The organism is Streptomyces sp. WY228, from assembly GCF_019287315.1.
Lineage (GTDB): Bacteria > Actinomycetota > Actinomycetes > Streptomycetales > Streptomycetaceae > Streptomyces > Streptomyces caviscabies.
Window position 1 is genome coordinate 4,940,065 of the sequence record NZ_CP079114.1, and the last position, 13,825, is coordinate 4,953,889.

Genomic DNA, 13,825 nt, shown 5'->3' on the forward strand with positions numbered 1-13,825 from the left:
GGGCGTTCATCCGGAGCGGCCGCCAGAGGGAAGGGCATCGCCGATGAGCAGCGACAGCACCGGGACCGGCACCGGGACCGGCACCGGCACCGGGACCGGCACCGGGACCACCGACTCCGCCGGATTCTGGGAGAGCCATTACGCCGCCGTGGACGCGCGGTGGGGCACCAGGCCGAACGTCGTTCTCGCCGAGGTCGTCACCGCCCTGGCCCCCGAGCCGGGCGGCGCCGGCCGGGCGCTGGACCTCGGCTGCGGGCACGGCGGCGACGCGCTCTGGCTCGCCTCGCTCGGCTGGGACGTCACCGCCGTCGACGTCTCGGCGACCGCCCTGGGCCGGGTCGCCGCCGGAGCCGACGCGGCCGGGCTGGCCGACCGGGTCCACCCGAGCCGGCACGATCTGGCCGCGTCCTTCCCCGACGGGGACTTCGACCTGGTGACCGCCAGTTACTTCCACACCCCTGTGGAGATTCCCCGCGAGCAGGTGCTCCGGCGGGCGGCCCGGGCCGTCGCCCCGGGTGGCCTCCTCGTGTTGGTCGAACATGCCTCGCTCGCGCCCTGGTCCTGGCGGGACGGTCACGAGGACGTACGGTTCCCCGCCCCCGACGACGTACTCGCGTCCCTGCGGCTCGGCGACGGCTGGCGGACCGAGCGCTGCCACGCGCCCCGGCGGACCGCCACCGGGCCCGGCGGCGAGACGGCCACCGTGACCGACAACGTCATCGCCGTCCGTCGGGGCGGGACCGCCTGAACGGGCCGTGGATCCAGGGAGTGTCAGAGGCGGGTGGCAGAGTGGAGATCGTCGGAGAGGACCGAGAGGTCGCAGAGGACTGAGGGGGAGTCGTGGGGGATTACTTCCAGACCGTCGTCGATCGTGATGTCACCGAGGCGGACGCCGGACCGCTGGCCGCGCGCGTCGTCGCCTGGCTCGTGGCCGAGGGCGTCATCGGGCCCGACCGCACCGAGCCCGCGCTCGGCAGCGACCCCGGATACCCGCCGGGACCGCGTATCCGGGAGGTCGTCGACAGCAGCGGCTGGGGCGAGCCCTGGCAGGGCGGGGCGCTCGACGTGGTCGTCACCCGCACCGTGTTCGACGCCGGGCAGTACGCCGACCCGTCCTCGGCCCGATGTCCGCGCTGCGAGCGGGACATCGAGTTCAAGGACAAGACCTGGCAGGACATCCCCGGTGCCTGGGAGCCCTTCTCCGAGGCGATCGCCGACTGGGAGGAGGGCGGCGAGGCCCTCGTGCGGTGCGCGCACTGCGACGCGTCGTCCCCGCTCGTCGACTGGGACGGAATGGAGCACTGCTTCGCCTTCGGCGCTCTCGGCTTCACCTTCTGGGGGTGGCCCGACCTCACCCCGGCCTTCCTCGCCGAGTTCGACCGCCGGCTGGACGGTCACCGTACGGTCCTGGTGAGCGGGAAGATCTGAGCCGGCGGACAGAGCGGGACGGCGCGGGGCGGGCCGTTGCGGCGTGCCCCGCCCGGCCCGGCCCCGTGCGCCCGGCCCGGCCCCGTGCGCCCGGCCCGGCTCAGCCCGCGACGATGTCCTCGTACCCGCTGATCTCGCGCGGGTCCCGGGTCCCCGGGCCGATGTACGTCGCCGACGGGCGCACCAGGCGGCCCGTGCGCTTCTGCTCCAGGATGTGCGCCGACCAGCCCGCCGTGCGGGCGCACGTGAACATCGACGTGAACATGTGCGCCGGGACCTCCGCGAAGTCCAGCACGATCGCCGCCCAGAACTCCACGTTCGTCGCCAGGACGCGGTCCGGACGCCGGGCGTGCAGTTCCTCCAGCGCGGCCTTCTCCAGCGCCTCCGCCACCTCGAAGCGCGGCGCGGCCAGCTCGCGGGCCGTGCGGCGCAGGACGCGGGCGCGCGGGTCCTCGGCGCGGTAGACGCGGTGGCCGAAGCCCATCAGGCGCTCGCCCCGGTCCAGGGCCTGCTTCACGTACGCGGTCGCGTCGCCCGTGCGCTCGATCTCCTCGATCATGCCGAGGACCCGGGACGGGGCACCGCCGTGCAGCGGGCCCGACATCGCGCCCACCGCGCCGGACAGGGCCGCCGCCACGTCCGCGCCGGTCGAGGCGATGACCCGGGCGGTGAACGTGGAGGCGTTCATGCCGTGCTCGGCCGCCGACGTCCAGTAGGCGTCGACCGCCTTCACATGCTTCGGGTCCGGCTCGCCGCGCCAGCGGATCATGAACCGTTCCACCACCGACTGCGCCTTGTCGATCTCGCTCTGCGGCACCATCGGCCGCCCCTGGCCGCGCGCCGACTGCGCGACGTACGACAGCGCCATCACGGCCGCCCGCGCCAGGTCGTCGCGGGCGGTCGCCTCGTCGATGTCCAGCAGCGGCTTCAGGCCCCAGACGGGCGCGAGCATCGCCAGCGCCGACTGCACGTCGACCCGGATGTCACCGGAGTGCACCGGGATCGGGAACGGCTCGGCGGGCGGCAGACCGGGATCGAACGCCCCGTCCACCAGCAGGCCCCACACGTTCCCGAACGAGACATGGCCGACGAGATCCTCGATGTCGACCCCTCGGTAACGGAGCGAACCGCCTTCCTTGTCCGGTTCGGCGATCTCCGTTTCGAACGCGACGACTCCCTCAAGACCGGGTACGAAGTCGGACATCAGGCGGCTCCCTCAGTTCGGCGGGCGGATGGGCGACAGTCCCTACGGCCCCAGGGCTCCCACGAGGCCTGCCCCAAGATATTGGCGGCTACCCACGGAGCGGGGAAGCGTGACATCCGGCACAGGACTCCATTTCGTCGGTGCGTGGTTACGGGCCCTCCCCGCCGGGCACACTCCGCCGCTGCGGCAGGATGGGTCCGTGCCCACACCAGAAGGTTCTTCGGGACCCTTCCCCGACGATTCCACCACCGATCCGGCGGCCATGCGCGAGCAGTACCGCTCGGAGGACTTCACCGAGCGTGACCTCAGCCCCGACCCGATGGACCAGTTCGCCCGCTGGTTCCGCCAGGTCGCCGTAGGCGGGGTGCTGCACGAGCCCAACGCGATGGTCGTCTCCACCGCCACCCCGGACGGCCGCCCGTCCTCGCGCACCGTGCTGCTCAAGCAGTACGACGCCCGGGGCTTCGTCTTCTTCACCAACTACGACTCCCGCAAGGGCCGCGAGCTGGCCGCGAACAGTCACGTCTCGCTGCTCTTCCCCTGGCACCCGATGGCCCGCCAGGTCATCGTCACCGGCACCGCCACCCGCACCTCCCGCGAGGAGACCGTGGCCTACTTCCGCACCCGCCCGCACGGCTCCCAGCTCGGCGCGTGGGCCAGCGCCCAGTCCAGCGTCGTCGGCTCCCGCGAGGAGCTGACCGGCCGGTACGAGGAGCTCGCCGCCCGCTACCCCGAGGGCGAGAAGGTCCCGGCCCCGCCGCACTGGGGCGGCTTCCGGGTGGTGCCCGAGACGATCGAGTTCTGGCAGGGGCACGCGAACCGGCTGCACGACCGGCTGCGGTACGTCAGGGAGGGCGACGGGGCGTCCGGCGGTCCGTGGCGGGTGGAGCGGCTCTGCCCTTAGGGGCCCGGGGCCCCATGGCGGGTGGAGCGGCTCTGCCCGTGAGGCCCTCGCGCCCGGCATCCGTACAACGCAGAAACCCGCAGGCTCTGGTTCCTCCGTGCACAGAGGAGCCGGCCGGACTTACCGGCGAGCCTGCGGGTCGGTGACTGCTTGGGATTGGCCGGCGTCCGGCCATGCACTGCAAAGAGCGCGACGACGGGCGTCAGCCCGCAGTCACCTCACGAGTCCGAGAAGAAATCACTTCCGGAACACCTCCTTTCTTCGCTGCCCACAGCCTAAGAGCCCTCCGCATCGCGGTACAAGCGATTTATTCGGCGGCCCGTGCCGGCTGTGCCAGGCCCAGCGCGCCCCGGACCTTCCGCAGGTCCACGAACTTGAAGCCGGTGGCCTCCCGGCCCTCCTGCGCAGGGGTGGCGTCGCCGTCCTGGACCACGAGCAGGCCGCCCGGGTACCGGCTGCCGAGCGGTTCGTTCAGGACCGCCGCACCGTCGCAGGCCTCGGACCCGTCCAGCGTCGCCGAGGCGGCGGTCACCCGGAAGCCGCCCGCGTACCCGGGAAGGGCCCGGTTCCCGCGGCCGGTCCGGAGGGCATACGCGGCGAAGGTGTCGTCGCCCTGGCTGGAGGCCAGGAGATAGCGGTCCCCGTTCCGCTCGGGGAGCAGGGTCAGGCCCTCCACGTCGGCCGTGATGCGGGTGCCGCCGAAGCCCGGGTCCTTTCCGGGGGCGCACTCCTCGCTCTCCTCGTCGTACGTCCCCGGCACCCCGTACTCACGGACCTTGTCGACCAGCACCGGCTTGCCCCGCAGGCCGGCGGGCAGCCGCCAGACGCCCACGTCCTCCTGGCCCGCGTAGAGCGTGCCGTCGGCCGGGTCCACCACCATCCCCTCGACCTGGGGCTGCTCGCCCGGCTCGCCGCAGGGCGTCCAGGCCGTGCCGTCGGGCAGCCGGAAGGAGGAGGGCAGGTCGAGGGTGCGGACCTTGCGGTACGTGACCGTGCCGGACCGGGTCGGCAGCAGCTCCAGCAGCGCGATCGACGTCCGGTTGCGGCGGCTGGCCAGCGCGTACGCACGGCCGCTGCGGCGGTCCGTCCAGGTGGCCAGACCGTACGCCGTCGTCTGCTCGTTGACCTCGTCCTGGCCGGCGGAGAACACCCGGGGCGCGGCCGGGTCGGTGACGTCGGTCAGTGGACCGCCCGGGCGGGACGGGTCGATGCGGTGGATGCGCAGCCGGTCGTGGCCCCGGTCGCTGGTGACGGCCAGATCCGCCGTGCGGCCCTTGCCCCGGCCCGCCGCCGGGCCCGTGTTCCGGTCCGGGGCCAGCCGCAGGCCGTGCACCAGGTCGACGTTGTTGAAGCGGCCCGGTGCGTCGTCCGGGCCGGGCGCGGCGGGTGCGGGCAGCGACTGCACGAGGCGGGCGTCCAGGCCGTAGACCCGCAGCCCGCCCTCCTTGGCGGTGGCGATCACCAGGCTGCGGTCCGGGTCGTCCGGGTTGCGCCAGATCGCGGGGTCGTCCGCGTTGGCGTTGCCGCCCTGCTCGTCGTCGTACAGCGTGGCGGTCTCGGCGCGCGGGGTGACGGCGGGGAGCGGGCGGGAGGCGTCCTGCCGGGCGACGGCGGGCGCGGGGGCCGCGGCGGCGAGGGTCACGAGCGCGGCGCAGACGGCCACGGTGGTCGCGGCCGCCGGACGTGCGGTGCGGAAGGGCGTCACGGAGGGCTCCTGGAGGTCGGGGGCGAGGCCGGGAGGTCGGGGGCGAGGCCGGGCCGGGCGGACGAAGGCGACCCAAGGCTGGGCGCGCCCGGTGGACTCCGTGTGACGGCTTCGCCACGCACCGCCGTGCCGTCGGTGAACTCCCCGCACCGCGGTGTTCGCGGCGTGGCGCGAAACCATCGGGGAAACGGCGGTGGCGGAAATGATTTCCGTGAAGTTGATGTGTGCTGGGTCACGTTCGAGTTGAATGGTCTGACGTGCAGCAATACACGCGGCGACGCGTGGGAAAACGGCCGACACGTTCTGCGGGGGGTGCGGAGTGGGTGCTTCCAGGAGCAGCGGGACCACCGACGAGCTCGGTCCGGACGAGGATTCCGGCGGCGGGCCGCCGGGGTGCTCCACGGACCCCGGAGCCCCGGCCTCCGGCGAGGGCGGGCTCCCCGGCACGCCGGACGGGTCCGAGCTGCTCGCGGCGCTGCTCGACGGCATGGACGCCGCGCTCTGCGCGTTCGACGCGGCCGGCACGGTCACCCACTGGAACCGCGAGGCCGAACGGATCCTCGGCTGGTCGGCGCAGGAGGCCGTGGGCCGGGCGGGGTTCGCGGGCTGGGCGGTGCGCCGGGCCGACGCGGACGAGGTGCGGGCACGGCTGATGTCGGCCATGGACGCGCCGGGGCGGCAGGTGCACGAGTTCGCGCTGCTCCGCAAGGACGGCGGCCGGGTGCTGGTGCGGACCCAGTCCGCCGGAGTACGCGGCGCGGACGGCAAGCCGGCCGGGGTCTACTGCGCGTTCAGCGAGGTGCACGCCCAGATCGACCTGGAGCGGGCCATCGCGCTGAGCGAGGCGCTGCTGGAGGACGCGTCCTGGGGCGTGGTCCTCGTCGACGTCGACCTGCGCCCGACGGTCGTCAACGCCTACGCCTCCCGTGCGCTCGGCGGCCCGCCGCGCTCGGCGGCTGCAGGGGTCGACTGGGGCCTGCCCGGCTGCGGGCGGCACCGCCGTGCTGGCAGCGATTCCTGCCGCCCTTGACGGAGGAGCCGGTTCCGCTCGGGGTGGGGTGGCTGTTCCGGGACGTCACGCCGCCAAGCTCGGTGAACAGGAGGCCGACCGGCTGCGGTTCCGCCAGTCGAGTGCGAGGACCCGATGGAGGCGGCGACCGCTGCCGCGCCGCGGGTCGGGCGGCCGGGCGTACGGCCGCCACCCGCCGATCCGCGGTACGGCGCCACCCGCCCTCGGGTCGGCGCAGGCACCGTCCGGACGAGCGCGAGCGCCGGTGAGGCCGCTGCGGCGGCCTGGGCCACCGAACGCCGCTGGCCCCGGGACGCGGCGCACGCGCTCTGCGCGGTGCTCCGGAGCCGGGGCCGGACGCTGGGCGTGCTGACGTTCCTCCGCGCGGCGAACCGGGCCGCCTTCGAACGCCCGGACACGGCGTACGCGGAGACGGTCGCGGCCCGGGTCGCGGGGGCGGTCGACTGGCCAGGTGCGGGCGGCTGGGCGTCCGGCAGCGTCGGCCGCGCCGCCACCGCCGCCGCGCGCTGGCTGGTGGCGGTGGGCCAGGCCCGGCAGCCGGCCCCGCGCGCGCGCAGACGCCGGCCAGGTGGCCAGCCCCCGCCGGGCCGGGTGATCGCGTCGGCCCACGGCAGGCCGCGGCCCGGCGCGGATCCGGATCGTCGAGCGCAGGGTCGCCGGCCGCCCGACCGTCGACCGTCGCCCGAGCGGGTGCCGACGCGGTGCGCCCGCCAGCGCCCGGGCTCTCCGGGGCGAGCGGCAAGCGGCGTCGCCGGTGACGGTGGTGCGGTCGCCCAGCCACACTTGCTGTCCGGGCTCCGTGACGCCCAGGCGCTCCGCCGACACATGGCCGAGGACCACGGAGGGGTAGCGGCCGGTCGCCGCGTTCAGCCAGCGGCCGCTGCCGACCTCGCCGCGCAGGACCCGGAGCAGGCCGGCCGTCGTCGCCTTGACCGCGATCCCGCCCGTGTCGCCCTCGTCGACCTTCTCGTTGCGGCGTACGGTCGCGTTCAGATCGGCCGTCGCGCCGACGTCCTGGACGCCCTTGATCTGGCCGACCATCCCGACCGATTCCTCGGGCAGCTTCACATCCTCCCCGGCGAACATCGACTCGCCGGGCGAGGCGACGAGCAGGTTGGTGCCCAACTTGTCGAGTTCTCTCAGCAGTTGGGCCTGGCTGGAGGCGGAGATGCCGACCACCGAGATCATCGTCGCGATGCCGATGGCGATGCCCAGGGCGGAGAGCACCACCCGCATCGGCCGGCTGCGCAGACCGGACGAGCCGACGTGCGCCACGTCCCGGGGGCTCAGCCGGGCCGCCTTCAGCCTGCCCCGGCCCCGGCCTGTGCGGGTCACCGGCCCGCTCCCGTCGCCGCGGCCGCCCCGTGGATCACGTCCGCGACCACCCGGCCGTCCCGGATCCGCACCTCGCGCGGCAACTCCCGCGCGATCTCCGTGTCGTGCGTGATCACCGCGATCGTGGCCCCCTCCTGGTTCAGGTCCCGCAGCAGCTCCATCACCGCCGCGCCCGACGCCGAGTCGAGCGCCCCGGTCGGTTCGTCGGCCAGCAGGAGGGCGGGTTCGCCGACGACGGCACGGGCGATGGCGACCCGCTGCTTCTGGCCGCCGGACAGCTGGTGCGGCTTGTGGTCGAGGCGGTCCGCCAGGCCGACCCGGTCCAGCGCCTCGGCCGCCCTGCGGCGGCGCACCGAGCGGGAGAGGCCGGAGTAGAGCAGGCCCTCCGCCACGTTGTCGCGGGCGCTGACGCCCGGCACCAGGTGGAACGCCTGGAAGACGAAGCCCACGTGCTGGGCGCGCAGCGCGGAGAGCCTGCGGTCGGAGAGCGCCGCCACGTCGTGGCCCGCGATGTGGACGGAGCCCGCGGTGGGACGGTCCAGGGTGCCGATGATGTGCAGCAGCGTGGACTTGCCGGAGCCGGACGGGCCCACGATGCCGAGGAGTTCGCCCTCCTCGACGGCGAGGTCCACCCCGCGCAGCGCGGCGACCGGGCCCGGGTACTCCTTGGTGACGCCGGAGAGGGCGACGACCGTACGGGGGCGGGGCGCCGGGTCCGCGGCGGCGTTGGTGCTCATATCTTCGGCACCCCGACCTTCACGCCCTCGCGCAGACCGCCGCCGGACACCTCGACCCGGCCCTCCGCGAACATGCCGAGCTCGACCTTCACCTCGCGGACCGTGCCGCCCCGGACGACCTGGAGGCCGAAGCCGCCGCCGGGCAGGGCGAGCAGCGCGTTCACCGGTACGGTCAGGACGTCCTCACGGGTCTCGCCCGTCAGGTTCACCGTGACCGGCGACTGGTCGAAGCCGTCGACCTCGTCCGGCTCGTCGAAGGACACGGTCAGCGTGACCTTGGGGCTGTCGTCCTGCGGATCGTCGCCCTGCTTCGCGGTCCGGCCGACCGAGGAGACCTTCCCCGCCGCGGTCGTGCCGTCCGGCAGGTCCACGGTGACCTTCGTGCCCGTCTTCGCCAACCGGCTCTCGGCCACGTCCAGCCGGAACGTCACGATGCGTTCGGAACCGGTCGTCTCCAGGACCGGGGCGCCGGGCTGCGCCTGTTCGCCCAGGCCCGCGCCGATGCTCTTGATCCGGACCTTCCCCGGCGCGAACGCGATGTCCGCGGGCCCGACCTTTCCGGTCTGCTTCGCGCCGTGCGACTTCTGCCAGCGCTCGACGGCCGCCGCCGTCAGCTCGGTGTACTCGTCGTCCGGGGTGAAGCCCGTGTAGCCCAGATCCGCGAGATTGCGCTCCAGCTGCTCCACGTCCCGGCCCTTGTCGCCCGCCTTCAACGTCCGGTACATGGGCCCGGAGCCGTACATCAGGCGCACCGGCCGGCCGTCGATCTCGTACAGCCGCTCGTTCCGCTCCACGGTCGACCCGGTCCGCGGTGTCCAGGTCACGGTGCCCGCCGCGCCCGCGTTGACCTTGCGCTCCTTGTCATAGCCGAGCGTCCCGTCGGCCTGGGCGCTGTCGCGCAGGTCCCCGCGTTCGACCGGGGCGGTGGCCGGGGGCAGGCCGGTGTTCTTCGCCCCGCCGGCCTCCTCGTCGGGCCCGAGCCGGGTGAGGGCGAGGGAGCCGGCCGTCGCCGCGAGCACCGCCACCGCGACCGCCGCCGTCACGGCCCGTCCGCGCTTCATCGGCCGACGCTTTCGCACGCCTTGTTGGCCTTCTCGAACTTCTTCATGTCCTTCGACTTCAGCGCGGGCGCCGCCTGCATCGCCCCGCCGTCGAACTTCGGGTCGGGCATGTCGAAACCGTTCTTGCGCATGCACCGGGCGAAGGCGACCATCTTGTCCTTCTCCGCCTGCGACAGCTCCTTGGGCCCGCCGCCGACCGCCTTGTCCTCGCAGGCCTTGAACGCCTTCTCCATCTTCTCCTTGCCCATCGAGCCGCCGTCGATGGTCACGCCCATGCCGTCCTGGCCCGGCTTCGGCTCGGGGATGTCCAGGCCGTGGTCGCGGAGGCACTTGCGGTGCTCCAGCGCCTGGTCCTCCTTCGTCTTCTTGCTGCCGGAGGCCGATCCGCCGTCCTTCGTGCCGCCGTCGCCGCCCGAGCAGGCGGTGGCGGTCAGGGCGAGGGCGGCGGCCAGCGCACAGGCCGCCGCGAGCGAGCGCCCGCGTGAGCGCGCGGCGGTCCGGCGGGAAAGGGTCTGGTTCATGGGGGCTCCTCGTCGCGTGCCGACAGGTCCGTACAGGGACGGCCCGAGCGTGCGCGAGGACGCGGTTTCGTTTCTCTCAGCCCGGACGCTTACACCGGCGAAACATCGCTTTCGGGTACACAGGGCCCATGCGCGTGCTGGTGGTGGAGGACGAGGAATTCCTGGCGGAGATGATCGCCGAGGGGCTGCGCCGTGACGCCGTCGCCGTGGACATCGCCCCCGACGGGCGGGCGGCGCTGGAGAGGCTGCGGTTCGGCGCGTACGACGTGATGATCCTCGACCGCGACCTGCCGGGCCTGCACGGCGACGAGGTGTGCCGCCGGGTCGTCGCCCGGCGGCTGCTCACCCGGATCCTGATGCTCACCGCCGCCGGGACCGTACGGGACCGGGTGGCCGGACTCGGGCTCGGCGCCGACGACTACCTGACCAAGCCGTTCGCGTACGACGAACTCCTCGCCCGGGTCCTCGCGCTCGGCCGCCGCGCCCGCCCCGCCCTCCCGCCCGTCCTGGAACGGGCCGGGCTGCGGCTCGACACCGCCCGCCGCCAGGTCTGCCGCGACGGCCGCTTCCTCTCCCTCTCCCGCAAGGAGTTCGCCGTGCTGGAGACCCTGCTGCGGGCCGAAGGCGCGGTCGTCAGCGGCGACGACCTGATCGAGGAGGTGTGGGAGGAGGACACCAGCTACCGCACCAACGCGGTCCGCGTCACCCTCTCCAAGCTCCGCGCCAAACTCGGCGCACCCCCGGTGATCGAGACCGTGCCGGGGGCCGGCTACCGCATCGGGGACGCCCCCGGGGCCGGTACGGGGAGCGCCCGGTGAACAGTGAGCGCACCCGTCTCGCCGCGCTGTACGGCGGACTGCTGGTGATGGCCGGCGTCCTGCTGCTGGCCATCGTCTATCTGCTGGTCAGCGAGGGTGTGTACGCCGGTATCGTCACCGCCGTCGCCCCGGCCGTGCCCGCCACCCGGCTGGACGGCGCCACCGCGGCCCCCACGCTGCCGTCCTCGGACTGGGCGCGGACCGCGGTGCTCGAACCCGGTCAGATCGCGGTCGCGCAGAAGGTCAGCACCGTCGCCGGGGACGCCGCGCTCAGCCAGCTGCTGACCGTCTCCGGGGTCTCCCTCGCCGTCTACTCCGCGCTCTCCGTCGCCCTCGCCTGGTGGATGGCGGGCCGGGTGCTGCGGCCGGTCGGCGTCATCACCGCCCGCGCCCGCCGGCTCTCCGGATCCAACCTGCACGAGCGGATCGCGCTGAAGGCGCCGCCCGGCGAGCTGAAGGAGCTGGCCGACACCTTCGACGGGATGCTCGACCGGATCCAGGAGGTGGTCGCCGCCCGGCAGCGGTTCGCCGCCAACGCCGCCCACGAGCTGCGCACCCCGCTCGCCGTGCAGCGGGCCGCCGCCGAGATCGGGCTCGCCGACGGCCCGCCGCCGGAGAAGGTCGCCTGGATCCGGGACAAGCTCATCGACACCGCCGCGAGCAGCGAGCGGCTCATCGAGGGCTTGCTGCTCCTCGCGGTCTCCGACGAGGGGCTGCGGCGGCGGGAGCGGGTCGCGCTGGACGAGACCACCGCCACGGTCACCGAGGCGCTGGCCGCCGAGGCGAAGGAGCGGGACATCACCGTGGATGTGACGGCCCGGCCGGTGACGGTCGAGGGCGACGCGGTCCTGCTCGACCACCTCGTGCACAACCTGGTCGCCAACGCGCTGCGCCACAACCACCCCGGCGGGACCGTACGGGTCCGGGTCGGGCCGGACGGGCTGGAGGTCGCCAACACCGGGCCGGTGGTGGACCCGGCGACCGTGCCGCTGCTGTTCGAACCGTTCCGCCGGGCCCGGGCCCGCCGCCACGCGCCCGGCGAGGGCGCGGGCCTCGGGCTCTCCATCGTGGCGTCGGTGGCGCGGGCGCACGGCGGCGATGCCGCCGCGAGCGCCAACCCGGGCGGCGGGCTGACGGCCCGGGTCGTCCTGCCGGCCCGGGTCCCGGAGGCCGCGGCTCAGTGCCGGTAGAAGATCCGGTCCCGGTACTCCGTCATGACCCGGCCGTTCCACTCGTGGCCGCCGTCCACGTTCCCCGAGCGCAGCATCGGCGGCTCGATGCCCCGGTCCACCAGCCGCTCCACGGCGGCCGCCAGCATCGCCTGCATGATCGCGCTGGTCACCACGGTGGAGGCGGGGGCGAAGGGGGCGTCGACGCCCGGGGCCGTCAGCTCCGCGTCGCCGATCGCGATCTTGCTGTCCAGGACGATGTCGCAGTGGTCCCGCAGGAAGCCGCCCGAGGCGTGCCGGGAGCGGGTGTGCTCCGCGTACGCGACCGAGGTGAGGCCGATGACCTTCAGTCCGAGGGCCCGGGCGTTCTGCGCCATCTCGACCGGCAGGGCGTTGCGCCCGGACAGCGAGACGATCACCAGGAGGTCCCCGGCGGTGGCGGGGCTGGAGTCCAGGACGGCCGACGCGAGCCCGTCCACCCGCTCCAGCGCCGAACCGAGCGTCGCGGGCATGACGTCCACGCCGACCGCGCCGGGCACGGTGAGCAGGTTCATCAGCGCCAGGCCGCCCGCGCGGTAGACGACGTCCTGGGCGGCCAGCGAGGAGTGGCCGGCGCCGAAGGCGAAGAGCCGGCCGCCCGACTCGACGGTGTCCGCGATCGCCGCGCCGGCGGCGGCGATGCTGTCCGCCTCCTCGTCCCGCACCCGCGTCAGCAGGCCGATCGCCGCATCGAAGAACTGGCCGGCCAGCTTGCTGTCGCTCATCGGGAAGGGCCCTTTCGGCGGGGTGGGAATGGCTGTGCCGCCGATCACGTTGCGGTCTGGACCAGTGGCCTGTCAATAGCGCCCTGCGACCCTGCCCGTACGCACTTCCACCGGTCTTCCACCGGGGCGGCACGGTTGTCGGTGCTATGCGTCAGAATTGGTGCAGGGCCATCGCACGACGTTTTCTAGTCACAGCATCGAGGGGCACGTATGTCCGGACTGATCGACACCACGGAGATGTATCTCCGCACCATCCTCGAACTGGAAGAGGAAGGCGTGGTCCCCATGCGCGCCCGGATCGCCGAACGGCTGGACCAGAGCGGTCCGACCGTCAGCCAGACGGTGGCCCGCATGGAGCGCGACGGACTGGTCCAGGTCGCGGGGGACCGCCATCTGGAGCTGACCGAGGAGGGCCGCCGCCTCGCCACCCGCGTCATGCGCAAGCACCGGCTCGCCGAGTGTCTGCTCGTGGACGTGATCGGCCTGGAGTGGGAGCAGGTCCACGCCGAGGCCTGTCGCTGGGAGCACGTGATGAGCGAGGCGGTGGAGCGGCGGGTGCTGGAGCTGCTGCGCCACCCGACGGAGTCGCCGTACGGGAATCCCATCCCGGGCCTGGAGGAGCTGGGCGAGAAGGCCGAGGCCGACCCGTTCCTGGACGCCTCCATGGTGAGCCTGGCCGACCTGGACCCGGGCGCCGAGGGCAAGACCGTGGTGGTCCGGCGGATCGGGGAGCCGATCCAGACCGACGCGCAGCTGATGTACACGCTGCGCAGGGCCGGGGTGCAGCCCGGGTCCGTGGTCAGCGTGACCGAGTCGCCCGGCGGCGTGCTGGTCGGCTCCAGCGGGGAGGCGGCGGAGCTGGACTCCGACGTCGCCTCGCACGTCTTCGTCGCCAAGCGCTGACCCGGCGGCCGCCCGGTGCCGGGGCGTTCGTCGTCCGGCGCCGGTGCGGCGGCCGGTCACGGTGGCCCCACCGTGCTGCGGGCTTTCCGGTTTCCGTCCGGAATGGCAGCGGCCGGACGCGTCACATGCCAGGCTGAGGCCAGGCAGCGCACCTGAGGGTGTCGGCCGGCCACGGCCGGCACGGTCGGGGAGGGAGCAGGGAATGCGCCCGTCGTACCACCACGCGCACCGCACGGTGCCCGTCAC

General features: G+C 74.1%; 14 protein-coding genes. 7 read left to right on the plus strand and 7 right to left on the minus strand.

Features of this window, described 5'->3' with window-relative positions; translation table 11 throughout:
- Positions 1-43 precede the first annotated feature (43 nt).
- Together KV381_RS21575 and KV381_RS21580 are read left to right on the plus strand one after the other, a co-directional pair.
- Complete coding sequence (locus KV381_RS21575) at positions 44-748, plus strand: bifunctional 2-polyprenyl-6-hydroxyphenol methylase/3-demethylubiquinol 3-O-methyltransferase UbiG (RefSeq protein ID WP_218786026.1); 705 nt, start codon at positions 44-46, stop codon at positions 746-748.
- Positions 749-840: 92 nt separating this feature from the next.
- Positions 841-1,428: a hypothetical protein gene (locus KV381_RS21580; protein ID WP_098024206.1), complete on the plus strand. Its 588-nt coding sequence runs from the start codon at positions 841-843 to the stop codon at positions 1,426-1,428.
- A 100-nt stretch (positions 1,429-1,528) separates the two neighbouring features.
- On the opposite strand, the gene KV381_RS21585 is transcribed toward KV381_RS21580, so the two are convergent.
- A complete protein-coding gene (locus tag KV381_RS21585; protein ID WP_030083225.1) occupies positions 1,529-2,632 on the minus strand; it encodes a citrate synthase 2 in 1,104 nt (367 codons plus the stop codon).
- Between the two features lie 262 nt (positions 2,633-2,894).
- Here KV381_RS21585 and pdxH point away from each other — a divergent pair, with 262 nt between their 5' ends.
- Positions 2,895-3,536: a pyridoxamine 5'-phosphate oxidase gene (pdxH, locus tag KV381_RS21590; protein WP_030628306.1), complete on the plus strand. Its 642-nt coding sequence runs from the start codon at positions 2,895-2,897 to the stop codon at positions 3,534-3,536.
- Positions 3,537-3,843: 307 nt separating this feature from the next.
- Here the strand turns inward: pdxH and KV381_RS21595 are convergent, their stop codons facing one another.
- Complete coding sequence (locus tag KV381_RS21595; RefSeq protein WP_218786027.1) at positions 3,844-5,241, minus strand: phytase; 1,398 nt, start codon at positions 5,239-5,241, stop codon at positions 3,844-3,846.
- Positions 5,242-5,560: 319 nt separating this feature from the next.
- Between KV381_RS21595 and KV381_RS36645 the strand changes: the two genes are divergently transcribed.
- The gene (locus tag KV381_RS36645) at positions 5,561-6,271 is read left to right on the plus strand and encodes a PAS domain-containing protein (RefSeq protein ID WP_256995134.1); all 711 of its coding nucleotides are present in this window, start codon (positions 5,561-5,563) and stop codon (positions 6,269-6,271) included.
- 45 nt (positions 6,272-6,316) lie between these two features.
- Here the strand turns inward: KV381_RS36645 and KV381_RS36650 are convergent, their stop codons facing one another.
- Genes KV381_RS36650 through KV381_RS21620 form a run of 4 tightly spaced genes read right to left on the minus strand, consistent with a single transcriptional unit; the run spans position 6,317 to position 9,925 of the window.
- Entirely contained in the window at positions 6,317-7,606 is a 1,290-nt protein-coding gene (locus KV381_RS36650) for an ABC transporter permease (RefSeq protein ID WP_256995135.1), read from the minus strand.
- On the minus strand, positions 7,603-8,343 hold the full coding sequence (locus tag KV381_RS21610; protein WP_218786028.1) for an ABC transporter ATP-binding protein: 741 nt from the start codon (positions 8,341-8,343) through the stop codon (positions 7,603-7,605). The genes KV381_RS36650 and KV381_RS21610 overlap by 4 nt, the downstream gene beginning before the upstream one ends.
- On the minus strand, positions 8,340-9,404 hold the full coding sequence (locus KV381_RS21615; protein WP_218786029.1) for an efflux RND transporter periplasmic adaptor subunit: 1,065 nt from the start codon (positions 9,402-9,404) through the stop codon (positions 8,340-8,342). The genes KV381_RS21610 and KV381_RS21615 overlap by 4 nt, the downstream gene beginning before the upstream one ends.
- Complete coding sequence (locus tag KV381_RS21620) at positions 9,401-9,925, minus strand: hypothetical protein (RefSeq protein ID WP_218786030.1); 525 nt, start codon at positions 9,923-9,925, stop codon at positions 9,401-9,403. Before KV381_RS21620 ends, KV381_RS21615 begins: the two co-directional genes overlap by 4 nt.
- Before the next feature lie 128 nt (positions 9,926-10,053).
- On the opposite strand from KV381_RS21620, the gene KV381_RS21625 reads away from it, so the two are divergent.
- Both KV381_RS21625 and KV381_RS21630 read left to right on the plus strand, forming a co-directional pair.
- Complete coding sequence (locus tag KV381_RS21625) at positions 10,054-10,743, plus strand: response regulator transcription factor (RefSeq protein WP_193463718.1); 690 nt, start codon at positions 10,054-10,056, stop codon at positions 10,741-10,743.
- Positions 10,740-11,933, plus strand: coding sequence for a HAMP domain-containing sensor histidine kinase (locus KV381_RS21630; protein ID WP_218786031.1), 1,194 nt, complete (start codon positions 10,740-10,742; stop codon positions 11,931-11,933). The genes KV381_RS21625 and KV381_RS21630 overlap by 4 nt, the downstream gene beginning before the upstream one ends.
- Here the strand turns inward: KV381_RS21630 and KV381_RS21635 are convergent.
- Positions 11,921-12,676, minus strand: a complete 756-nt coding sequence (locus KV381_RS21635; protein WP_030083245.1) for an SIS domain-containing protein — start codon at positions 12,674-12,676, stop codon at positions 11,921-11,923. The two genes, KV381_RS21630 and KV381_RS21635, sit on opposite strands and share 13 nt — an antisense overlap.
- Before the next feature lie 210 nt (positions 12,677-12,886).
- On the opposite strand from KV381_RS21635, the gene KV381_RS21640 reads away from it, so the two are divergent.
- The gene (locus KV381_RS21640) at positions 12,887-13,579 is read left to right on the plus strand and encodes a metal-dependent transcriptional regulator (protein WP_030083247.1); all 693 of its coding nucleotides are present in this window, start codon (positions 12,887-12,889) and stop codon (positions 13,577-13,579) included.
- The last annotated feature ends 246 nt before the right edge of the window (positions 13,580-13,825 follow it).

Bases quoted from the DNA above. Each gene is read 5' to 3' on its own strand.
- pdxH (WP_030628306.1), top strand. From the start codon at position 2,895: ATGCGCGAGCAGTACCGCTCGGAGGACTTCACCGAGCGTGACCTCAGC.
- KV381_RS21625 (WP_193463718.1), top strand. From the start codon at position 10,054: ATGCGCGTGCTGGTGGTGGAGGACGAGGAATTCCTGGCGGAGATGATC.
- KV381_RS21640 (WP_030083247.1), top strand. From the start codon at position 12,887: ATGTCCGGACTGATCGACACCACGGAGATGTATCTCCGCACCATCCTC.
- KV381_RS21610 (WP_218786028.1), bottom strand. From the start codon at position 8,343: ATGAGCACCAACGCCGCCGCGGACCCGGCGCCCCGCCCCCGTACGGTC.
- KV381_RS21620 (WP_218786030.1), bottom strand. From the start codon at position 9,925: ATGAACCAGACCCTTTCCCGCCGGACCGCCGCGCGCTCACGCGGGCGC.
- KV381_RS21635 (WP_030083245.1), bottom strand. From the start codon at position 12,676: ATGAGCGACAGCAAGCTGGCCGGCCAGTTCTTCGATGCGGCGATCGGC.
- KV381_RS21615 (WP_218786029.1), bottom strand. From the start codon at position 9,404: ATGAAGCGCGGACGGGCCGTGACGGCGGCGGTCGCGGTGGCGGTGCTC.
- KV381_RS21585 (WP_030083225.1), bottom strand. From the start codon at position 2,632: ATGTCCGACTTCGTACCCGGTCTTGAGGGAGTCGTCGCGTTCGAAACG.
- KV381_RS21575 (WP_218786026.1), top strand. From the start codon at position 44: ATGAGCAGCGACAGCACCGGGACCGGCACCGGGACCGGCACCGGCACC.